The following is a 20,027-nucleotide window of genomic DNA, read 5'->3' as shown; positions in this document are numbered from 1 at the left end:
GATGGTTCGTTGGTGAATTGTGTAATTCGGTACTCAAATACGTATTTACTTCTACGCCCGTCTCGCCCACCTTGTCAACCGGCCTTTCCGGGCCTCAGTGGAGCACCCATGGCGTTGAAAAAGCAGAAGAGCGCGGAAGCGGTGGCCACGCCGGTCCTTGGTGTGCGCATCCGGGCGGCCGAACCGGCCGATCTGCCGGGGGTCATGGCCATGGACCAGCGCATCACGGGGGTGGCGAAGGCATCGTACTGGCAATGGGCCCTGGCGCACTATGCCGGCGGCACGGCCGACCGCACGTTCCTGATCGCGGAGGCGCCTGATGGGGCGCTGGCCGGCTTCATCATCGGCGAGGTGCGCGCCTGGGAGTTCGGCGCGCCGCCGGTGGGCTGGGTGTTCGCCATCCAGGTCGACCAGACGCTGCGGCTGGGTGGCGTCGGCACGCAGCTGTTCGACACCTTGCTGGCGCGCTTCCGCGCCGCCGGCGTCGATCGCGTGCGCACCCTGGTCGATCGTCGCGATCACCTGATCCTCTCCTTCTTCCGCAGCCAGGGCATGACCGCCGGTCCGTCGCTGCAACTCGACCTGGAGCTCGATCATGAGCCCGGGAGCGCGGGCGTCCCGCCCGCATCAGGCGAAAGCCCTGCTTTCGCTCGACATGAGCGGGCCAGAGGCCCGCGCTCCCAGGGAAGCCAATCATGAAACTCCAGATGGGCACGCGGCTGGGGCTGTACGCGGCCTTGGAGCTGGCGCGTGATCCGACACAGCGCCTGTCGGCGGCCGATCTCGCACGCATGTTCGGCGTCTCGGCGCACCACCTGGCCAAGGTGCTGCGCGACCTGGCACGCGCGGGCCTCGCCGAAGCCGAACGCGGCGCTGCCGGCGGCTATCGCTTCGCGGGCAACGCCAAGCGCACGACGCTGATGGACGTGGTCGCTCTGTTCGAGACCGAGCCCGGCAACCGCGCCGCCGAGCCGGGCGACGACACCGATGTCGGCCAGGCCCTGGGCCGCGTGCTGAGCGAGATCGACGAGATCGCCGAGGCCACCCTGCGCTCAATCAGCCTGGAGACGCTGCTGCGCCAGATGACGCGCGTGCCGCCGTCGGTGCGCGGCGATGCGCGCGAGCAGCCGCACCAGAGAGATGGCGCGTGACGGTGTCGGTCTGGCGGGTACCCGTCTATCTGCCTTATCTGCAGCCGCCGTTGACGGCGGCTGCGATCGACGATGCCGAAGCCAGGCTCGGGGTGACGCTGCCTGCTGCGTACCTGGATCTGCTGCGCGAGCAGAACGGCGGCTATGTCCGGTATACGTGGCCCGACACGGTCTCGCGGTCCGTCATCTTGGCTGAGAGGAGGCTTCGCATGAGGGCATTGTTCGGCGTCGGTGTGGCCGTCGTCGCGTTGGTCGTTGCCGCCCCTGCAAGGGCTCAGCAATCGTCCGGCCCTATCGAGATTGAAAGTGCGCTGGAGGGCCGCAAGACGATCACGCCCGACTGGCAAACCATCAATGCCCAGCCGCTGGGTAGCCGCGGCAATCCGGTGCGCGTGCATCAGCCTCGGGGCCAGCATGCCTACCTGCAGCGATTGGCCTGTCCCAACGGCAGCGCGCCGGCGTTCCGGCGCGTCGGCTCGTTCGGTGTCGGTCCATACTCGACGATCATCGACGGCTACGACGTCGACTGCGGCGGCACCAAGTCGGTCCTGTTCATGGACATGTACCACCCGGGCTACAGCGAACGCCGCCCCGTCCCGGGCTTCACGATCCGGGCGCCATAGTCAGTGACGGTTTGTCAGTGTGCCGGCGGACGGGCGCCGCGACCATGCATTCCACAGGCCGGAGAAGCGGCCTGTCCAACTGGATCTGAATGCATCGATTTCTTGGGAGAGAGTCTTGAGCGCACCCTTGAGATAGCCGTTCGTCGTTGTCAGCTGCGCGATCTGATCGTTGCGGTAAGCGATCTCGCCGGCGCGCTGTTCGGCCGTCGCCTGCGCTGCCGCAAGCGCGAGTTCGAGTTCCGCCAGGCGCTGATCATGAGCCGCAGTGTCGAGGGCATATTGTTGCGCCTGGGCCTCGGCGTGTGCGTGGCACGTCGCCAGTTGTTGCGCCTGGGCCTCGGCGTGTGCGTGGCACGTCGCCAGTTGTTGCGCCTGGGCCTCGGCGTGTGCATGACTCGTCGCCAGTAACCGCACATCTTCGGGACTCGGCTCGACGCTTCGCCGCTCGCCCGTGGTCGCATCGTAGATGTTGCGGCAAGGCGTGTGCTCATGCAGGCGTGCTGCCGGCTGCGGGCTGTCGCCGCCGTCGCGGCGAAAGACGGCGACGAAATCGTTCCAGCCGTCCTTTTGCCGTTCGGCCACGAACGACTCGACAAGGCGCACCGACCAGGGCTCGCCTGCCGTGAGCTGCTGCAGGGCGATGCCGGCATCGGGATAGAACCGCCAGCAGTCGATGGGGTAGCCATGCACAGGTCCGTTGGACGGCGCGTTGATGTAGACGTAGCCGCCCGGCCGGGTCACGCGGCAAATATTCGCGAACGTTCGCCAGAAAAGACGGTCGTGCTCGAACACCGAACTGGCGACCACCACGTCGACGGCATTGTCCTGCAGCGGGATGTCGGTCCCCGGCGCGGTGACGATGTCGACCCCTGGCCAGGTTCGAGATCGAGTCCGATGTAGGTCGCCGCGTCCGGCGCCGCGTCGCGCAGCGACCCGTTGACGTTCATCGCGCCGATTTCAAGGATCGTGCAGGGCGTGCGTACATAAAGCTGGAAGAACGATGACCCGATGGCGAACGCTGTATCATGCATCGCTACACCTAAGCCCGACGATGGCCGGCAACGCTATTACGTTTGAGTGGGTGTTGCCAGTTGGCCCCGATCCGGTTTGGCAACAAAGCGATAGAACGCTTCTTTAGTGTGCAGAATAATGACAGCGCACATCGTCGGGGATCGCGACCGGTCAGTCGCGACCGGAAGTGGCCGCGGTCCACCCGTCGCGCGTCTGCGGCAGCTTCTTGCCCAGGATGGCACCGGCAACGACGTTGCGCAGCACCTCGGCGGTGCCGCCGCCGATGGTGAACATGCGGACGTCACGCGCCATGCGCTCCAGCGGCAGCTCGCGCGAATAGCCGCGGGCGCCGAAGACCTGCAGCGCGTCGTTGACGGTCTGGATCGCGGCCTCGGCGGTGAAGACCTTGGCCTGGGCCGCCATCAGCATGTCGGGGAAGCCATCGCTACCGCTGCGGGCCGCCTTGTAGACCAGGGCCTGCGAGGCGGCGAGCCGGATCGACATGTCGGCGAGCTTCCACTGCAGGCCCTGGAATTCGTTGATCGGGCGGCCGAACTGCTCGCGCTTCTCCGACCAGTCGAGCGCCAGCTGATAGGCGCCCTGGGCGATGCCCAGCGCCACCGTGGCGGCGCCGACGCGCTGGCTGTTGTAGGCGTTCATCAGGTCGGCGAAGCCCTTCTTCAGGCCGCGTGGCGGCATCACCAGGGCAGACGGCGGCAGCTCCATGTCCTCGAAGGCGATCTCGGCCTCGGGGATGCCGCGCAGCCCCATGGTCGGTTCGCGCTTCACGATGCTGAGGCCGGGCGTTTCGTCGCGGATGGCAAGGAAGCCGCCGATGCCCTCGTCGTTGCCCTGGGCGTCGAACACGTGCGCGAAGATCAGGTGCAGGCGCGATACGCCGCCGCCGGTGATCCAGTGCTTGCGGCCGTTCACCACGAAGCGGTTGCCGCGGCGGTCGGCGCGCGTGGTCATGGCATTGGCATCGGAGCCGGCGCCGGGCTCGGTGATGCAGATCGCGGGCTTGTCGCCCGACAGCACGAGGTCGGCGGCCAGCCGTTTCTGGTCCTCCGAGCCATAGGCCATGACGGCGCTGATGGCGCCCATGTTGGTTTCGACCGCGATGCGGCCGGTGACGGCGCAGGCCGACGACAGCGCCTCGATCACCAGCACGGCATCGAGCCAGCTCTTGCCCTGGCCACCGTGGCGGGTGGGGATCGTCATGCCGAGCAGGCCGGCCTCTTTCAGCAGCGCGACATTGTCCCAGGGATACTGCTCGCTGCGATCGACCTCGGCGGCGCGCGCCGTGATCGGCCCGCGCGCCAGTTCCAGGGCGCGCGCCTGCAGGGTCTTCTGGTCGGCGCTGAGGTCAAGCGGCATGGAGGCTATCCTGGTGCGTGTTTCTCGTCATTCCGAGCGCAGCGAGGAGTCTCCATAAAACGGAGACTCTTTTTCGAGGAGATGTCTCGCTGCGCTCGACATGACAGTTTTGACCAACCATCACGCGGCCACCACCGCGGCGCGCTCGCCGCAACTGTAGATCACGGCCGGCTCGGCACGGCCGCGCACGGTTACGGTGCCGATGCTGTTGAAGATGAAACGCTCGCCGCAGCGCTGGCGCGTGGCGTCGGATACCAGGATGCGCGTGCCGTGCGTCTTGTTGAGCTCCTGCAGGCGCGCGGCGGTGTTCACTGGATCGCCCAGCAAGGTATAGCTCAGCCGGTCGCCGGCGCCGACCGTGCCGCCGATCACCAGGCCGGTGTTGATGCCGATGCGCGTGCCCAGCGCCACGCCGCCGGCGAACGTGCGGCCGGTTACGAGCCGGTCGATCTCGACAGCGGCGGCGACGGCAGCGTTGGCGTGGTCCTCGTTGGCCAGCGGCAGGTTGAAGCTGACCAGCAGGCCGTCGCCGATGAAGTTGTTGACCACGCCGCCGTTGCGCTGGATCGGCTCCAGGATCAGCTCGAGGTATTCGTTCACCGCTGCCACCAGGGTATCGGCCGGCAGGCGCTCGGCGATACCGGTGAAACCGTCGATGTCGGTGAACAGCACGGTGGCATCGCGCGCCTCGGCCTGGATACGGTTGCTGTCGCCGGTCTGCTGGATCAGCGCTGTGGCCACACTCTCGCTGACGTACTTGCCGAAGGTCTCGCGGATGCGTTCGCGGTCGCGCAGGCCCTCGACCATGCGGTTGAAGGCGCTGGTCAGCGCGCCGATCTCGTCGTTGGACGTCACCGGCACGCGCATGGTGAGGTCGCCATCAGCCACCTTGGCCATGCCGCCGGTCAGGAGGTTTACCGGCCGCAGCAGGCTGCGGATCACGAAGAAGATCGCCACCGCCATCGCCAGCAGCGAATCGACGACGTCGACCATGACCTCGGTGCGCAGCTTGTCGCCGTCGTAGCTATGGATATCGATCAGGATGGCAGCCAGCGGCGCCACGGCGATCACCAGCAGCGCGACGCCGAGCTTCGAGGCGTAGCGGCCGTAGTAGAGCTCCAGGTTGCGGCCGAAGTGGCGGAACAGGAAGACACACAGCTTGGCGAGATAGTCGCTGGCGAGAAAGTACGTGTAGGTGAAGAAGAACAACGTGACGATGATGATGGTCGCGATGCCGTCGGCCAGCGGCGGCCACGGGAATGCATCCGACTCCGCCGGCAGGAACCAGGGCGCGTAGATGCGAAAGGCCCACAGGGGCAGCATCAGCAGCCCTATGTTGCGGGCCGAGATGATGGGTAGCTGGGTCAGCGGTCGCTGGATATCGTCGAAGCTGTTCTGGCCGTGCAAGAAGCGGTCGACGGGGGCAAAGACGGTGCGCGCCAGCAGCAGGTTCACCACCAGCAGGACCAGGGCACCGGAGATCAGATTGCGCGGCATGACGCGCCAGGCATCGGCCACGACGCAGTACAGGACCGTCATCGCCGCATCGATGAGAAACACCGACGACATCATGAAGAAATACCGGCGGCGGATGCCGGCGATCTCGGAGGGGGTCGGCGGAGGCAACGCGCTCATGTCTCTACCTTAATCACCTCCGGGCCGGGTGTCTCGGCATGCAGACGTGCCACCTCTGCGGCACGGTGTTCCAGCACGGCCCGCTGGTTGATGTATCCCTTATCCGTGATCTCGTTGGCGTCGATGCCGGGCGGCGCCGCCAGGATCAAGGCGCAGGCGATGCGTGTGGAACTGCCGGCGTGAGACCGGTTGTGTGCCGCAAGGCCGCGTGCGATGGCATCGCGCACCTCAGGGCGGCCGATCAGGTCGGCCAGGGTCGCTTTCGGCCCGGCGTCGGCGCACAGGGCGGCACAACCGGCCGGGTTGGGGAAGATCAGCAGCCCGATGGCATCGCGATCCTGACCGGTGACGACACAATCCTGGATCACCGGCGCGCCGGCGGCGATGGCCGCCACCCGCAAGGCGCCGACATGCACCCATGTGCCGGAGCTGAGCTTGAAGTCCTCGGCGACGCGGCCATCGAAGACGATGCCTTTGGCCGGGTCGGCCTCGTCGTGCAGGCGACCGGCATCGCCAATACGATAGAAGCCCTCGGCGTCGAAGGCCCCGCGTGTCTTGGGCGCATCACGCCAGTAGCCCGGGGTTACGTTGGGTCCACGCACGCGCAGTTCCATCTTGCCGGCATTGGGTGTCAGCAGGATGTCGGTGCCGGGGACCGGCAAGCCGATGATGCCGGCGCTGTCGATACGCCAGTGCACCGCGGTGGCGCACGGTGCCGTCTCGGTCGAGCCCCAGGCCGACACCATGGTGGCGCGCCGTCCCGTGGCGGCGACGGACAGCGCCTCCAGCCGTTCCCACAGGTTCTGCGGCAGGGCGGCACCGGCGTAGAGGATCAGGTCGAGCTGGCTGAAGAACCGGTCGCGCAGGGTTTCGTCGCGCTCGAGGAAGGGGATCACCATGTCGAAGCCGCGCGGCACGTTGAAATAGAGCGTCGGTGGCATGTCGCGCAAATTGGCCACAGTGCGCTCGATCAGGCCCGGCGCCGGCTTGCCCTCGTCGATGACGTAGGTGCCGCCATGGTAGAGCATCATGTTGAAGTCGTGGTTGCCGGCGAACGTGTGGTTCCACGGCAGCCAGTCGACCAGGACCGGCGGCCGGTCGCGGCCCATGAAGCGGTAGGTCTGTGCGATCGCCTGCTGGTTCGAGCACATCATGCGCTGGGTGTTGATCACACCCTTGGGCAGGCCGGTTGAGCCGGAGGTGAACAGGATCTTGGCGACGGTATTGGGCGTGATGGCGGCGAACGCTGCATCGACGGCAGCGTCGGGTCGAGTGGCCAGCAGATCGGCGAGGCCGACCACGACTTCGACACCGTCGAGCAGCCCTGCGGCGCGCAACGCGGTCAGCGCCTTGGCATAGGCCGCGCTGTCATCGACGAACAGCAGCCGCGGCGTCAGCAGGCGCACGACATGCAGCAGCTTGCTGAAATCCTGCGACATCAGGGAGTAGGCGGTCGACACTGGTGCCACCGGTACGCCGACCTGCATGGCACCGAGCGCCAGCAACGCGTGGTCGATCGAATTGCCCGACAGGATCGATACCGGCCGTTCGACCGAGCATCCACGCGCCAGCAAAGCCGCGCCGAGGCTGCGCGCGGCGCGCGCGGTGTCGGTATAGGTCACACGCCGCCAGCCGCCGTCCGCCGTGCGCTCGACCAGGAACACGCGATCGCCATTCTCGCGCGCCTGTTTGTGCAGCATGTCAGGCACCGACCGGGGCGCCTCGGCCAGTGCCACCGGCGAGCGCAGCAGCAGGCCGCCGTCCGGCCGGCGCTCGACGCTGACAGCGGGTGGCGCCAGGTCGATCTCGGCAAAGGGTGCTGCCAGCACGGCGGCACGGTCCGGCAACGACATCTTCATCCTCGTTTTCTTCCTCCTGGGAGCGCGGGCGTCTCGCCCGCATCAAGGCGAAAGCGCTTCGCCTGACATGAGCGGGCCGAAGGCCCGCGCTCCCAGGGATCACAGCCCCAAATACGCCTGCCGCACGCCGTCGTTGTCCAGCAGTTCGGCGCCGGTACCGCTCAGCACGATGCGGCCGTTCTCCAGCACGTAGGCGCGATCGGCGAGTTTCAGCGATGCCATCACGTTCTGCTCGACCAGCAGGATCGTGAGCCCTTCGCCATGCAACTGGCGCACGACGCGGAACACTTCCTGGGTCATCGCCGGCGACAGGCCCAGCGACGGCTCGTCGAACATGATCAGCTTGGGCTGGCCCATGAGGCAGCGGCCGATCGCCAGCATCTGCTGCTCGCCGCCGGACAGCGTACCGGCGGCCTGCTTGCGCCGCTCGGCCAGCCGCGGAAAGAGGGTGAAGATGCGCTCCAGGGTCGCTTTCTCCAGGGCGCGGGCGCGTTTGGGGGCGGCGCCCATCTCGAGGTTCTCCAGCACCGACAGGTTGGGGAACACCTGGCGGCCTTCCGCGACCTGCCCGATGCCGCGTTCGACCACGTCATGGCTGGGGCGGCCGGTGATGTCGATGCCCTCGAAGGTAATGCGGCCGGCCGACGGGCGCTGCATGCCGTGGATGGTGCGGATCAGCGAGCTCTTGCCGGCACCGTTGGCGCCGACGATGACCACGATTTCGCCCGGCTCGGCATGCAACGACACGCCGGCCAGGGCCTGGGCGTCGCCGTAGTGCAGGTCGAGGCCGGACACGTCGAGCATGTCAGTGACTCTCCTGGCCGAGATAGACCTCGAGCACAGCGGGATCCCGGGTCACGGCCTGCGGCGTGCCCTCGGCGATCTTCTCGCCATGGTGGAGCACGACGATGTGCTGGCTGAGCGCCATCACTGCGCGCATGACATGCTCGATCAGCAGGATCGTGATGCCGGTGCGGGCGTTGAGGTCCTTCAGGAAGGCCACCATCTGGTCGGTCTCGGTTGGGCGCAGGCCGGCCATGACCTCGTCCAGCAGCAGCAGCCGCGGTCCGGTGGCAAGCGCGCGCGCCACCTCCAGGCGCTTGCGGTCGGGCAGGGTGAGGTTGACGGCGCGCACATGGCGCCGGTCGTCGAGGCCGAGATCGCGCAGGATCTGGCGCGCCGCGGCCCGGGCCTCAGGTACGTGCGACGTGCGCGCCAGCGCACCGATGGTGACGTTCTCCTCGACCGTGAGCCCCATGAACGGCTTCACGATCTGGAACGTGCGGCCGATGCCGGCGCCGCAGATCTGGTCGGGGCGCAGGCCCGCGATCGAGCGGTCATCGAGGCGGATGTCGCCGGTGTCGGGCGCGAAGACGCCGGCGATCATGTTGAAGCACGTGGTCTTGCCGGCGCCGTTGGGGCCGATCAGGGCATGAATGGCGCCGCCGGGGACGTCGAAGGCGACATCGCTCACCGCGCGCAGGCCGCGGAAGCTCTTGCCGATGCCGCGCACGGCCAGATGCGCGCCGCTCACGGCCGGTCCTCGCGTTGCCGATCGAAACCGAGGCGGCGGGCCAGCCATGGCCAGACGCCGTCGCGGCGGAACATCACGATCAGCAGCAGCGCGATGCCGTAGCCGATCTGCTTGAGGCCCGCGGTCTTGACGTCCCAGGTGTTGGCCAGCCACTCGGCCAGCGACGTGAACAGATCGCCCAGGCCGACCAGCAGGGCGGAACCGATGATCGGCCCGAACAAGGTGCCCAGGCCGCCGATGATCGGCGCCAGGGTGACCTCGATCGAACGGCCCATCGAAAAGGCCGATTCGGGAAACAGGCTCTTGTAGTAGAACGCCGACCACACGCCGCCGATCGCCGTCAGGCCGGCCGAGATCAGGACCGCCAGCAGCTTGGTGCGCAGCACGTTGATGCCGGCGGCCTGGGCCGCTTCGGGGTCCTCGCGGATGGCGAGCCAGTAGTAGCCCAGCCGGCTGGTCAGCAACCAGCGGCACAGCACGAAGACCGCGGCGGCCAGGGCCAGGATCACGTAGTAGAACAGCAATGGGCTGCCCTGCAGGTTGAACGCGCTGCCGTCGGCCTCGACCTTGAGGAACAGGCCGCCCGAACCGCCGACCCACTTGAAATGATCGAACAGGATGCGGGTGAATTCGGCGAACGCGATGGTCAGCAGCGCGAAGTAGACGCCGGCCAGCGAGAAGCGAAAGCCCAGGAAGCCGATCAGGCCGCCGGCCAGCATGGCGGCAGCGACGGCGACGAAGACACCGAGCCATGGCCCGATGCCGAGGTTGACGTAAAGCGCCGCCGCCACATAGCCGCCCAGCCCGAGATAGATCGCATGGCCCAGCGACAGCTGGCCGGCGAAGCCCATCATGATGTTCCAGGCCTGGCCGATATAGGAGAAATAGACCACCAGGATCAGGATCGACAGCCAGTAGTCGCCGGCCGACATGAAGCGCAGCAGGAACGGCGCCACCACCAGCAGTGCCGCCAGCAGGCCGAGCGCGCCCAATGCGCGGGCCGGTACGCCGTCGGTCAGCCGCCGCCAGATGCTCATGAGCGGCGCGCGAGCAGCCCTTGCGGGCGCAGCAGCAGGACGATGATCAGCAGGCCGAAGCTGAAGACGCTCTTCAGCGACGGCTGCAACAGCACGCCGGCGACGGCCTCCGACACGCCGATCAGCAGGCCGCCGGCCAGCGCGCCCGACATGCTGCCCAGGCCACCGACGATGACGATGACGAAAGCCAGCAGCGTGTAGTCGATGGCAAGGAAGGGATGCACCTGCACGATCAGCAGCATCAGCGCGCCGGCGGCGCCGACGCAGGCGGCGCCGATGCCGAAGGTGAGGGCATAGAGCTGCCGCACGTCGAGGCCGACCACGAGGGCGCCGATATGGTTGTCGGCGGCGGCGCGGATCGCCTTGCCGGGGCGTGTGCGGGTGAAGAACAGCCACAGCAGGCCGGCCACCACCAGGGCGGCCAGCGCGGCGTAGACCCGTACGGCATCCAGTACCAGCGGGCCGATGTTGAAGGAGTCGAACATGTAGTCGACCTGCACGCCGTGCGTGTCGGGCCCGGCGATCGCGAGGCAGGCGTTGACCAGCAGGATCGCCACCGCCAGCAGCAGCATGAACTGCATGTGCTCGGGCAGGCCGATGAAGGGGTTGATCACCGTGCGCTGCAGGACGTAGCCGAACACGAACAAGGCAGCGGCGACGGCGGGCAGCGAGACCAGCGGATCAAGCCCCAGCCGGTCGAACGCCAGCCAGGCGAGGTACATGCCCACCACCATCATTTCGCCGTGGGCGAAGTTCACCACCCGCATGACGCCGAAAATGACGGATAGCCCCAACGCCATCAGCCCATAGACCATGCCGGTCAGCAGGCCCATGGCGATGGCTTGCAGGAGCGTGACGACGAACTGTCCCGGATCAGCCGACATGGTGGGCTGCTTAGCAGGGCGTGCGCGGACAGGGAAGGGCAGCGGGCAGGCGGCAGCTCACCGGCCAGCCCTTTGACGGATCGTGAACACCCCTGCCTCCCGAAGCTTGTCTTTTTGATCGCGGATCCTTAATCGGCCTTATCGCGGCAGCGCACACCCTGTCAATTTCAGGTTGGTCACAGCCGATCACGATGGCCTGGAAACCGCATGAACGACACCGCTTTCGACCTCGACGCCTATCTGGGCCGGATCGGCTACCGGGGGCCGCGGACGGCAACGCCGGACACGCTGCGCGCGCTGCACGACCTGCATCCGCGTGCCATTGCGTTCGAGAATCTTGATCCGTTCCTGAACCGTCCTGTCGCGCTCGATCCGGCCGCTCTGCAGCGCAAGCTGCTGTCAAGCGGCCGGGGTGGCTACTGCTACGAGCAGAACCTGTTGTTCAGCCACGCGCTGGCGGCCCTGGGATTTCGCGTGGCCGGGCTGGTGGCGCGGGTCGTCTGGAACCAGCCGGGCGATGTCGTGATGCCGCGCAGCCACATGCTGCTGCGTGTCGAGCTTGATCGCACGACCTACATTGCGGATGTCGGGTTCGGTGGCATGACATTGACAGCGCCACTGCGGTTGGTCGCCGGCCTCGAGCAAGAGACACCCCTGGAAGCGAGCCGCCTCGTTGAGGCGGATGGTGCGTTCACGTTACAGGCGAAGATCGGCGGCGCCTGGACGAGCATCTATCGCTTCGATCTGCAGCAGCAGGTCCAGGCCGACTATGAGATCCTGAACTACTTTCTTTCGACCCATCCGTCGTCGCACTTCGTCACCAACCTCATTGTCGCCCGGCCTGTGGCCGATCGCCGGCACGCGCTCTTCAACCGTCGGCTGACCACCCACCACCGCAATGGTACCAGTGAACGGCGGGAGCTTGCGAACGCGGTGGAACTCGGCGCCGTGCTGGACTCGCTCTTCGGCCTTGTGTTGCCCTCCGCCGTGACGATCGATGACGTCTGGGCCCGCCTGAAGGGCTAGCTTGTGCCGGCGGCCCGGTGATACCCGAGGCTGGCGCGCAGCAATTCTCGCGAGTAGGGGTGCGACGGCTCGCCGTGTCGCAATGCGTCGACGGTCATCTCCTCGACGATGGCGCCGCCCTGCATCACTGCCAGCCTGTTGCAGAGGTGGGCCACCACGGCGAGGTTGTGGCTCACCAGGATCAGGGTCAGATCGCGGGCGGTCCGCAACCGGGCCAGAAGGTTCAGCACTTCGGCCTGGATCGACACGTCGAGCGCCGATGTCGGTTCGTCCAGCAGCAGGATCGACGGCTCGAGGATCAGAGCGCGGGCGATGGCGACGCGCTGACGCTGGCCGCCAGAGAGCTGGTGCGGGTAGCGGAAGCGAAAGCGCGGACCCAGCCCGACGTCATCCAGTGCGCGCGCGATGCGGGCCTCGGCATTGTCCAGTCCGTGGATGGCGATCGGCTCGGCCAGGGTACGGTCGACCGTGTGACGCGGGTGCAGGGATCCGAACGGGTCCTGGAACACCATCTGCACCTGGCGATAGAAGGCCTTATCGCGCATCGGTCCGATCGCGCGCCCGGCGATTTCGATGCTGCCGGTCCAGTGCGGGTTCAGCCCGCTCAGCACGCGCAGCAGGGTCGACTTGCCGCAGCCTGACTCGCCCACCAGGCCAAAGATGTCGCCGGCCGCCACGGTGAACGACACGTCGCTGACCGCCCGCACGTTGCCGAAGCTGACATCGAGATGGCGGACGCTGATCATCGGCGCGTCGCCAGCCAGGCCGGATCGCGCGTCAGCACCGGCAGGTCGCGGCCGGCGGTGTCGATCGTCGGCAGCGCGGCGAGGAGTCCGCGGGTATAGGGATGGGTCGCCTGGTGCAGGGCTGATGCCGGCAGCGTCTCCATGATCTGTCCGCCATACATGACCAGCACGCGATCACAGAACGAGGCGACGAGGTTGAGATCATGGCTGATGAACAGCAGGCCCATGCCGCGGCGGGTGACGAGATCGTCGAGAATGGCCAGCACCTGCATCGATACCGTGACGTCGAGCGCCGAAGTCGGCTCGTCGGCGATCAGCAGGTCCGGCTCGGGGATCAGCATCATGGCGATCATGACCCGCTGGCCCATGCCGCCCGACACTTCATGCGGATAGAGATCGTAGACGTGCTCGGGATCCCGGATGCGCACATCGGCCAGCATGTCGAGTGCACGGCGCCGGGCCTCGCTGCGGCCGACACGGTGATGCATGCGATAGGCTTCCGCGATCTGGCGGCCGACGGTCATGACCGGATTGAGCGAGAACTTGGGGTCCTGCATGATCATGGAGACACGGCGACCCCGCACGCTGCGCAGCGCCGCCGCGTCGGCACCCAGGAGATCGAGGTCGCCCAGGGCCAGCCGGTCGGCGGTGACGGTTGCCGATGCCGGTAGCAGGCGCAGGGTGGCGCGGCCCGTCACCGACTTGCCCGATCCCGATTCGCCCACGATGCCCAGTCGTTCGCGGCCGACGTCGAAATCGATGCCCCGCACCGCCTCGACGATCCCCCTCGGCGTGTCAAAACGCACACAGAGGTTGCGGACCGAGAGGAGCGGCGGCTGAGCCATCAGGTCTGCTTCGGGTCGAGCACGTCGCGCAAGCCGTCGCCCAGCAGGTTGAATCCGAGGCTGGCGACAAAGATCGCGATACCCGGCATCGTCGCCACCCACCATTGTTCGAGGATGAAGCGACGGCCGGTGGAGATCATGGCACCCCACTCGGGCGATGGCGGCGTCGCGCCCAGGCCGAGGAAGCCCAAGCCGGCCGCGGTGAGGATGATGCCTGACATGTCCAGCGTGACGCGGGCGATGACCGACGACAGGCACAGTGGCGCGACATGGCCGAAGATGAGCCGCCCGGTCGACGCACCCTGCAGGCGCACGGCGGCGATGAAATCCGAATTGCGGATGGCCAGCGTCTCGGCCCGTGACAGTCGCGCATAGGCGGGCCACGCGGTGAGCGCGATGGCGATGACGCCGTTCTCGATGCCGGGCCCCAACGCGGCCACAAACGCCAGCGCCAGGATAAGCCGCGGGAAGGCCATGAAGATGTCGGTGAATCGCATCACGATGCGGTCGAACCAGCCGCCGATGTAGCCCGCGGCGCAGCCGACAACGAGGCCGAACGGCGCCACCAGGATGACCACCGCGACGACCATGCCCAGGGTGATGCGCGTGCCGTAGACGATGCGCGAGTAGATGTCGCGCCCCAGTTCGTCGGTGCCGAACCAGTGTGCCGCATCGGGCGGCCGCAGGCGGATGTCGAGATTCTGGGCCGCCGGATCATGCGTCGCCAGCAGCGGTGCCGCGATGGCCACGATGATAAGCACCAGCGAGACCGCAAGGCCCGCGACCGCCAGCCAATTGCCCCGGAACGACAGCCATTGCAGGTAGAGCCGGCCCAGGCGTGCCTGGCGTCGTGAGGTTGGCGTGTCGGCGACCAGCCAGGCGCGCAGGATGGCGGCGCGGCTCATCGCGTCCTCGGGTCGACCACGCGATAGATCAGATCGCATGCCAGGTTGAGGCCGAGATAGACGGCACCGACCACCAGCGTAGCGCCCAGGACGGCGTTCATGTCGGCGTTGAGCAGCGAGACGGTGAGATATTGGCCCAGGCCCGGCCACGAGAAGATGGTCTCGGTCAACACCGAACCCTCCAGCAGGCCGGCGTAGGAGAGGGCAATCACTGTGATCAACGGCACGGTGATGTTGCCGAAGGCATGGCGCCATACCACGCGCGCCTCGGACATGCCTTTGACACGCGCCGTGGTGATGTATTCCTGGCGCAGCTGTTCGAGCATGAAAGCGCGGGTCATGCGGGCAATGTAGGCCAGCGAAAAGTAAGCCAGCACACCGGCCGGCAGCAGGATGTGGCCAACGGCGTCGCGGAACACCTCCCACTCGCCCTGCATCGCCGAATCGATCAGCAGCATGCCAGTGACCGGCGTCACGATGTCGTCGAACGCCACGTTGATGCGCCCGGGGCCAGGCACAAGATGAAGTTTGGCGTAGAAGACCAGCAGGCCGACCAGGCCCAGCACGAAGACAGGAACCGAGTGCCCGATCAAGGTGAGGAACCGGATCGCCTGGTCGATCTTGCCGCCCTGGCGGACGGCGGCCAGAACGCCCGCCGGTATGCCGGCGGCGACGCCCAGGATGGTGGCGATGGTGGCCAGTTCCAGGGTAGCCGGGAAGAAGCGGGTGATGTCCTCGAGGACCGGTCGGGAGGTCATCACCGAGCGACCGAAATTGCCCGACAGGATCGCTGTGCAATAGCGGAAGAACTGTTCGTAGAGCGGCCGGTCGAGGCCCAGCTCCAGGCGCACGCGCTCATAGACATCGGCTGACGCCTGGTCGCCGACGATGGCGATCACCGGGTCGATCGGCATCACCCGGCCGATCAGGAACGTGACCAGCAGCAGACCCAGGAGCGTGAGCGGCAGGGTGACCAGCCAGCCGCCGAACGAGGCGAGTCGCGTGCGCCGCATGCGCTTGCCGCGCCGATCAGGTCTTTGTCGTCTCGCGGTAGTAGATGCGGTCGTTGATGGGGCCGATATCGAGTCCGCTGACACTGGCGCGCATGGCGGCCACTTCGATCGCCTGCAGCAGGATCATGAAGGGCGACGAGCGCTGATGCTCGCGCTGCAGTTCGATATACATTTCGGCCCGTTTCTCGGCGTCGCGTTCACGCACCGCCGCTGCCACCTTGGCGTTGAGCTCGGGCACGCTCCAGGAATTGCGCCACGCCAGGGTCTTGGCGCGTGCATTGTCGCTGTTGTCCGGGTTGGAGACGAAGGCCTCGGTGTTGCTGTGCGGGTCCATGTAATCGGGCGACCAGTACAGCATCAGCATCTCGTGCTGGCGCGCCCGCATGCGGGTGATGACCTGGCGCTGTTCGCCCGGCTGCAAGGTGAGCTTGACGCCGACCTGGGCGAAGGTCGCCTGGATGGCCTGGGCGATATCCGCCCAGGGCTGGATGTGGCTGTAGTCGAGCGTGACGGTGAAGCCGTTGGGCAGGCCGGCTTCGGCGAGCAGGGCCTTGGCGCGGGCCGGATCGAAGCGGAAAGGCTTGTCGTCGATTGCCCCCAGGAAGCCCAGCGGCAGGAAAGCCTGATGGACGTCGTAGGTGGTCGAGACGATGTTGCGCTGAATGGCGTCGTAGTCGATCGCGAATTTCAACGCTTCGCGCACCTTCGGCTTGGCCAGCTCGGGATGGCGCTGGTTCATGCACATATAAATCACGGCCGCCTTGCGCGAACGCTGCACCTTGTAGGCTGAATCGCTGGCCAGCGACTTCAGCTGGTCGGGTCCGAGATTGCGCGCGATATCGACATCGCCGCGCTGCAGCAGCAATAGCTGACTTGCCGGCTCGGCGACGTGTCGGGTAACCACCCGACGGTTCTGGACCTTTCCCGGGTAGTGAGGATTGGCCTCCAGCGTGACCGTCTCCGACGCGCGCCAGGCGCGCAGCGTATACGGACCGGATCCGGCCGAATGGGTCTTGAGCCAGCCGTTGCCCCAATCGTCGCCCTGCTTGTTGGCCTCGACGATCTTACTGTCGACGATGGCGCCGACGTTGGCCGACAGGCAGTAGTGGAAGAAGCTTGGTGAAATCGGCTCGCCGATGGTGATCACCACGGTGCGCTCGTCGGTGGCGCGGATCATCTGCGTGGCGTTCTGCGCATTGAGGCCGAACTGCGTGAGGATGAAGGCCGGCGTCTTGTTCAAGGTCACGGCGCGGCGCAGCGAGTATTCGGCATCCTTGGCGGTGATGGGGTTGCCGCTGGCGAACTTGCGCCCTGTCTTGAGGCGGAAGGTATGGGTGAGGCTGTCGGATGAGACCTCCCACGACTCGGCGAGTTCGCCCACGATCTTGTCCGGCGCCGTGTTGTGCGTCGTCAGCAGCTTTTCGTAGATGTTGGTGGTCGTCTCGTTGCCTTTGAACTCGAACGACTCGTGCGGGTCGAGGCTGATGATGTCGTCGAGCTGCGCCGCCATGACCAGCGTATCGCGCGGTGTCTGGGCCAGGGCATCGCGCAGGGGCCAGATGGCCGGGGCTGCCAGCAGGGACGAAGCAAACGTACGACGACGGATCATGGCCGGTACCTCCAGACACAGGCGTCTGCGACAGGCGGTCAGAGTAGTGAGACCTGTCGGTGGGTACCACAAGTTTGTTGCCTTACCTTTCTCCCCCCGCAGGCGGGGGAAAGGATTCAGGTCCTCACAGCCTCGCCCGGTCGTGCGGGGCCGTGTAGTCGACCGGCGTGCCCTTGGGGATGATGCCGGTGGGGTTCAGGCGTCCGATCGACCAGTAGTTGGCGATGTAGTGGCGCGGCTTCACGGTCGCGGCGATGCCGGGGACCTGGTAGAGCTCGCGCATGTAGCCCGACAGGTTGGGATAGTCGGCGATCCGCTGCCGGTTGCATTTGAACAGCGGGAAGTAGGCCACGTCGAAGCGTACCAGGGTCGGGAACAGGCGCCAGTCGGCCTCGGTGATTTGTCTGCCGACCAGATAGCGCTGCCGGCCGAGGCGGGCCTCGAGCTCGTCCAGAGCTTCGAACAGCGTGTCGTAAGCCGCATCGTAGGCCGCCTGCGAACGCGCGAAGCCGCAACGATAGACGCCGTTGTTGATCCGTTCGTACACGAAGTCGTTGACGTGGTCGATCTCGGCCCGCAGCGGCGCCGGATAGAAGTCCGTGTCGTCATTCGCGATATGGTCGAACGCGCTGTTCAACATGCGAATGATGTCGGACGACTCGTTGTTGACGATGCGCCTGGTGTGCGTGTCCCACAGCGTCGGCACCGTGACCTTGCCGGTGTAGTGCCCATCCGATGCCGTGTAGGCCTGGTGCAGGTGATGGAAGCCGTTGACCGGATCGGGCGTGCTTTCGGGCAGGTCAGGGCGCGTGCCGAAGGCCCAGCCTTCATCGTCCATGCCGGTGGAGTAGGCCACGCTGATGGCGCCCTCCAGGCGTTTCAGGGCCCGGTATATCAAGGTGCGATGGGCCCAGGGGCAGCCGTAGGCGGCGTAGAGATGATAGCGACCGGCTTCGGCCTTGAACCCGGTGGCGCCATCGGCGGAGATACGATCGCGGAACCGGCTGTCGGCACGCTTGAATTCGCCCGACGGGCCGATCTCCTGGGGCAGTTCCTCCTGGGCTCGCCAGACGCCGTCGATCAGAACACCCATGGCAACCTCCATACGAACGCTGATGCCCGCGATCGCAGGATCACGGGCATCGCACTGGCTGTTGGAATGCGTGCGCTAGGCTGCCGCCGAGTGGGCGCCGCGACCAAAGATCTTGTCGAGCATCTCCGGCGCCGCCTTGTCGAAGGCCGTCGTCTTTGTTCGCACATCCTCGACCGCGGCCAGGGCTTTGACGACAGCGGGTCGCGAGGCGATCGCGGCGACCCAGGCCATCAGCTTGGGATAGTCCTGTTCGGCCGCCTTGCCGAGAAACATGCCCACCCCGCGGGCCCAGGGGAAGGTCGCAATGTCGGCGATCGAATAGTCGGCACCGCCCAGCCACGGCGCTGCACTCAAGCGCTGCTCCAGGACGTCGAGGACGCGCCGCACCTGCGTGCGGTAGCGATCGACCGCGTAGTCGTTGCCCTTGGGCGCGAAGCGCATGAAGTGCACCAGCTGACCGAACATCGGCCCGACGCCCGTCATCTGCACCATCGTCCACTGCAGCGCGTCATAGCGCGCGACGCCATCCTTGGGCAGGAACTGGCTGGTCTTGTCGGCAAGGTAGATCAGGATCGCACCGGACTCGAAGACCGTATAGGGCCGCCCGCCGGGGCCTTCATGGTCGACGATCACCGGCACCTTGGCGCTGGGATTGAGCTTGGTGAATTCCGGCTTGAACTGGGCGCCGCCGAACACGTCGATCGGGATCACCTTGTAGGGGAGCTTCATCTCCTCCAATGCCAAGTAGATCTTCACCACGTTCGGGCTGCCCATGCCATAAAGATCGATCATCAATCCCTCCACCGACGATAGCTGCTGCATCGCGTGCCGGCCGGTTGCCATCTCCGAGGCATTCCATGCCGATCGCTACAGAAATCAATCCCGCGCTTGCACCGGCCTGTCAACCGATTTATTGATCGATCGTCACAGAAAGGAAATCAGGATGGCGGAACGCGGCCGTCCACGCAGTTTTGATCGTACGGCGGCGCTGCGTCAGGCCATGGATCTGTTCTGGAAGCGGGGGTACGAAGCCACCTCGTTGTCCGATCTCACGGCGGCCATGGGCATCAGTTCGCCGAGCCTTTACGCCGCTTTCGGCTGCAAGGAAGCGTTGTTCCGCGAGGCTGTCGCGCTCTACAAGACGACCGAAGGTGTTGGCGCGCGACGCGTCCTGACCGAGGCACCGACGGCGCGCGCTGCCATCGAGGCCATGTTGCGCGCGGCGGCCGAACGGTTCACGCAGCCCGGCAAGCCGCATGGCTGTTTCGTCGTGCTGGGCGCCGTGAATTGCAGCGAGGAAAGCGAGCCTGTGCGGCGACATCTCGCGGAGTACCGGTCCGCCATGCTCGACGGGGTGCGCCAGCGTCTCCAGCGCGGCGTTGACGACGGAGAACTGCCCCGCCAGTTCGCGGTCGATGCGGCGGCGACGTTCTACGTCACGGTGCTGAACGGACTTTCCCTGCAAGCGCGTGATGGTGCATCGCGCGCTGCCCTGAACGAGATCGTCGATTGCGCCATGGGGGCCTGGGATGGCCTCCTGGGAGCGCGGGCGTCCCGTTCGCACGCACCCATGACGAAGCGCGGAGCGACCCAGCCTGCCGCTCCCCTGCGGGTGGGACGCCCATAGGCGCTAACTTACGATAAACGGCGGGAAGGATCTCCTGCGTCGCCGTCGTGGC

The 20,027-nt window shown here is 66.5% G+C and carries 19 protein-coding genes and 1 pseudogene; 5 read left to right on the top strand and 15 right to left on the bottom strand.

Annotated elements, in window-relative coordinates; all coding sequences use genetic code 11:
• The first annotated feature begins 108 nt into the window (after nucleotides 1–108).
• From FQU96_RS39165 to FQU96_RS39155, 3 genes are read left to right on the top strand one after another with little or no spacing between them, the layout of a single operon-like run.
• The gene (locus FQU96_RS39165; RefSeq protein ID WP_146546868.1) at nucleotides 109–699 is read left to right on the top strand and encodes a GNAT family N-acetyltransferase; all 591 of its coding nucleotides are present in this window, start codon (nucleotides 109–111) and stop codon (nucleotides 697–699) included.
• Complete coding sequence (locus tag FQU96_RS39160) at nucleotides 696–1,151, top strand: Rrf2 family transcriptional regulator (protein ID WP_146546867.1); 456 nt, start codon at nucleotides 696–698, stop codon at nucleotides 1,149–1,151. Before FQU96_RS39165 ends, FQU96_RS39160 begins: the two co-directional genes overlap by 4 nt.
• Complete coding sequence (locus tag FQU96_RS39155; protein ID WP_146546866.1) at nucleotides 1,148–1,774, top strand: SMI1/KNR4 family protein; 627 nt, start codon at nucleotides 1,148–1,150, stop codon at nucleotides 1,772–1,774. The genes FQU96_RS39160 and FQU96_RS39155 overlap by 4 nt, the downstream gene beginning before the upstream one ends.
• Here the strand turns inward: FQU96_RS39155 and FQU96_RS39150 are convergent.
• The 8 genes and pseudogenes from FQU96_RS39150 to FQU96_RS39115 form a co-directional block, all read right to left on the bottom strand.
• Nucleotides 1,775–2,638 (bottom strand): annotated as a pseudogene (locus tag FQU96_RS39150) (methyltransferase domain-containing protein); the annotation flags it as partial. It lies immediately after the preceding gene.
• Between the two features lie 318 nt (nucleotides 2,639–2,956).
• Nucleotides 2,957–4,162 carry a 3-sulfinopropanoyl-CoA desulfinase gene (gene acdA, locus FQU96_RS39145; protein WP_146546864.1) on the bottom strand — a complete coding sequence of 402 codons (1,206 nt, stop codon included), beginning with the start codon at nucleotides 4,160–4,162 and terminating at the stop codon, nucleotides 2,957–2,959.
• A 120-nt stretch (nucleotides 4,163–4,282) separates the two neighbouring features.
• Nucleotides 4,283–5,797: an adenylate/guanylate cyclase domain-containing protein gene (locus FQU96_RS39140; protein WP_146546863.1), complete on the bottom strand. Its 1,515-nt coding sequence runs from the start codon at nucleotides 5,795–5,797 to the stop codon at nucleotides 4,283–4,285.
• Nucleotides 5,794–7,650: a feruloyl-CoA synthase gene (locus FQU96_RS39135; protein ID WP_146546862.1), complete on the bottom strand. Its 1,857-nt coding sequence runs from the start codon at nucleotides 7,648–7,650 to the stop codon at nucleotides 5,794–5,796. Before FQU96_RS39135 ends, FQU96_RS39140 begins: the two co-directional genes overlap by 4 nt.
• A 105-nt stretch (nucleotides 7,651–7,755) precedes the next feature.
• The gene (locus tag FQU96_RS39130) at nucleotides 7,756–8,460 is read right to left on the bottom strand and encodes an ABC transporter ATP-binding protein (protein ID WP_146546861.1); all 705 of its coding nucleotides are present in this window, start codon (nucleotides 8,458–8,460) and stop codon (nucleotides 7,756–7,758) included.
• Between the two features lies 1 nt (nucleotide 8,461).
• The gene (locus tag FQU96_RS39125) at nucleotides 8,462–9,190 is read right to left on the bottom strand and encodes an ABC transporter ATP-binding protein (RefSeq protein WP_255468841.1); all 729 of its coding nucleotides are present in this window, start codon (nucleotides 9,188–9,190) and stop codon (nucleotides 8,462–8,464) included.
• A complete protein-coding gene (locus FQU96_RS39120; protein ID WP_146546859.1) occupies nucleotides 9,187–10,227 on the bottom strand; it encodes a branched-chain amino acid ABC transporter permease in 1,041 nt (346 codons plus the stop codon). Before FQU96_RS39120 ends, FQU96_RS39125 begins: the two co-directional genes overlap by 4 nt.
• A complete protein-coding gene (locus FQU96_RS39115) occupies nucleotides 10,224–11,111 on the bottom strand; it encodes a branched-chain amino acid ABC transporter permease (RefSeq protein WP_146546858.1) in 888 nt (295 codons plus the stop codon). Before FQU96_RS39115 ends, FQU96_RS39120 begins: the two co-directional genes overlap by 4 nt.
• Before the next feature lie 207 nt (nucleotides 11,112–11,318).
• On the opposite strand from FQU96_RS39115, the gene FQU96_RS39110 reads away from it, so the two are divergent.
• Nucleotides 11,319–12,137 carry an arylamine N-acetyltransferase gene (locus FQU96_RS39110; protein ID WP_146546857.1) on the top strand — a complete coding sequence of 273 codons (819 nt, stop codon included), beginning with the start codon at nucleotides 11,319–11,321 and terminating at the stop codon, nucleotides 12,135–12,137.
• Here the strand turns inward: FQU96_RS39110 and FQU96_RS39105 are convergent.
• The 7 genes from FQU96_RS39105 to FQU96_RS39075 form a co-directional block, all read right to left on the bottom strand.
• Nucleotides 12,134–12,883, bottom strand: coding sequence for an ABC transporter ATP-binding protein (locus tag FQU96_RS39105; RefSeq protein WP_146546856.1), 750 nt, complete (start codon nucleotides 12,881–12,883; stop codon nucleotides 12,134–12,136). The two genes, FQU96_RS39110 and FQU96_RS39105, sit on opposite strands and share 4 nt — an antisense overlap.
• Nucleotides 12,880–13,728: an ABC transporter ATP-binding protein gene (locus FQU96_RS39100; protein WP_146546855.1), complete on the bottom strand. Its 849-nt coding sequence runs from the start codon at nucleotides 13,726–13,728 to the stop codon at nucleotides 12,880–12,882. The genes FQU96_RS39105 and FQU96_RS39100 overlap by 4 nt, the downstream gene beginning before the upstream one ends.
• Entirely contained in the window at nucleotides 13,728–14,633 is a 906-nt protein-coding gene (locus FQU96_RS39095) for an ABC transporter permease (RefSeq protein WP_146546854.1), read from the bottom strand. The genes FQU96_RS39100 and FQU96_RS39095 overlap by 1 nt, the downstream gene beginning before the upstream one ends.
• Nucleotides 14,630–15,646 carry an ABC transporter permease gene (locus FQU96_RS39090; RefSeq protein ID WP_146546853.1) on the bottom strand — a complete coding sequence of 339 codons (1,017 nt, stop codon included), beginning with the start codon at nucleotides 15,644–15,646 and terminating at the stop codon, nucleotides 14,630–14,632. Before FQU96_RS39090 ends, FQU96_RS39095 begins: the two co-directional genes overlap by 4 nt.
• A 16-nt stretch (nucleotides 15,647–15,662) precedes the next feature.
• Nucleotides 15,663–17,255: an ABC transporter substrate-binding protein gene (locus FQU96_RS39085; protein ID WP_146546852.1), complete on the bottom strand. Its 1,593-nt coding sequence runs from the start codon at nucleotides 17,253–17,255 to the stop codon at nucleotides 15,663–15,665.
• 124 nt (nucleotides 17,256–17,379) lie between these two features.
• Entirely contained in the window at nucleotides 17,380–18,348 is a 969-nt protein-coding gene (locus FQU96_RS39080) for a glutathione S-transferase family protein (RefSeq protein WP_146546851.1), read from the bottom strand.
• 75 nt (nucleotides 18,349–18,423) lie between these two features.
• Nucleotides 18,424–19,140, bottom strand: a complete 717-nt coding sequence (locus FQU96_RS39075; RefSeq protein ID WP_146546850.1) for a glutathione S-transferase family protein — start codon at nucleotides 19,138–19,140, stop codon at nucleotides 18,424–18,426.
• 151 nt (nucleotides 19,141–19,291) lie between these two features.
• Here FQU96_RS39075 and FQU96_RS39070 point away from each other — a divergent pair, with 151 nt between their 5' ends.
• On the top strand, nucleotides 19,292–19,975 hold the full coding sequence (locus tag FQU96_RS39070; protein WP_146546849.1) for a TetR/AcrR family transcriptional regulator: 684 nt from the start codon (nucleotides 19,292–19,294) through the stop codon (nucleotides 19,973–19,975).
• Nucleotides 19,976–20,027: the final 52 nt, after the last annotated feature.

It is taken from the genome of Reyranella sp. CPCC 100927, from assembly GCF_007859315.1.
Classification (GTDB): domain Bacteria; phylum Pseudomonadota; class Alphaproteobacteria; order Reyranellales; family Reyranellaceae; genus Vineibacter.
The sequence above is the reverse complement of the archived record's forward strand: the minus strand, read 5'-3'. Positions and strand labels throughout refer to the sequence as shown.

Coding starts and splice junctions, on each gene's coding strand:
- FQU96_RS39135 (WP_146546862.1), bottom strand. CDS start 7,650: ATGTCGTTGCCGGACCGTGCCGCCGTGCTGGCAGCACCCTTTGCCGAG.
- acdA (WP_146546864.1), bottom strand. CDS start 4,162: ATGCCGCTTGACCTCAGCGCCGACCAGAAGACCCTGCAGGCGCGCGCC.
- FQU96_RS39070 (WP_146546849.1), top strand. CDS start 19,292: ATGGCGGAACGCGGCCGTCCACGCAGTTTTGATCGTACGGCGGCGCTG.
- FQU96_RS39120 (WP_146546859.1), bottom strand. CDS start 10,227: ATGAGCATCTGGCGGCGGCTGACCGACGGCGTACCGGCCCGCGCATTG.
- FQU96_RS39095 (WP_146546854.1), bottom strand. CDS start 14,633: ATGAGCCGCGCCGCCATCCTGCGCGCCTGGCTGGTCGCCGACACGCCA.
- FQU96_RS39165 (WP_146546868.1), top strand. CDS start 109: ATGGCGTTGAAAAAGCAGAAGAGCGCGGAAGCGGTGGCCACGCCGGTC.
- FQU96_RS39160 (WP_146546867.1), top strand. CDS start 696: ATGAAACTCCAGATGGGCACGCGGCTGGGGCTGTACGCGGCCTTGGAG.
- FQU96_RS39085 (WP_146546852.1), bottom strand. CDS start 17,255: ATGATCCGTCGTCGTACGTTTGCTTCGTCCCTGCTGGCAGCCCCGGCC.
- FQU96_RS39110 (WP_146546857.1), top strand. CDS start 11,319: ATGAACGACACCGCTTTCGACCTCGACGCCTATCTGGGCCGGATCGGC.
- FQU96_RS39080 (WP_146546851.1), bottom strand. CDS start 18,348: ATGGGTGTTCTGATCGACGGCGTCTGGCGAGCCCAGGAGGAACTGCCC.
- FQU96_RS39140 (WP_146546863.1), bottom strand. CDS start 5,797: ATGAGCGCGTTGCCTCCGCCGACCCCCTCCGAGATCGCCGGCATCCGC.
- FQU96_RS39090 (WP_146546853.1), bottom strand. CDS start 15,646: ATGCGGCGCACGCGACTCGCCTCGTTCGGCGGCTGGCTGGTCACCCTG.
- FQU96_RS39075 (WP_146546850.1), bottom strand. CDS start 19,140: ATGATCGATCTTTATGGCATGGGCAGCCCGAACGTGGTGAAGATCTAC.
- FQU96_RS39115 (WP_146546858.1), bottom strand. CDS start 11,111: ATGTCGGCTGATCCGGGACAGTTCGTCGTCACGCTCCTGCAAGCCATC.
- FQU96_RS39130 (WP_146546861.1), bottom strand. CDS start 8,460: ATGCTCGACGTGTCCGGCCTCGACCTGCACTACGGCGACGCCCAGGCC.
- FQU96_RS39105 (WP_146546856.1), bottom strand. CDS start 12,883: ATGATCAGCGTCCGCCATCTCGATGTCAGCTTCGGCAACGTGCGGGCG.
- FQU96_RS39100 (WP_146546855.1), bottom strand. CDS start 13,728: ATGGCTCAGCCGCCGCTCCTCTCGGTCCGCAACCTCTGTGTGCGTTTT.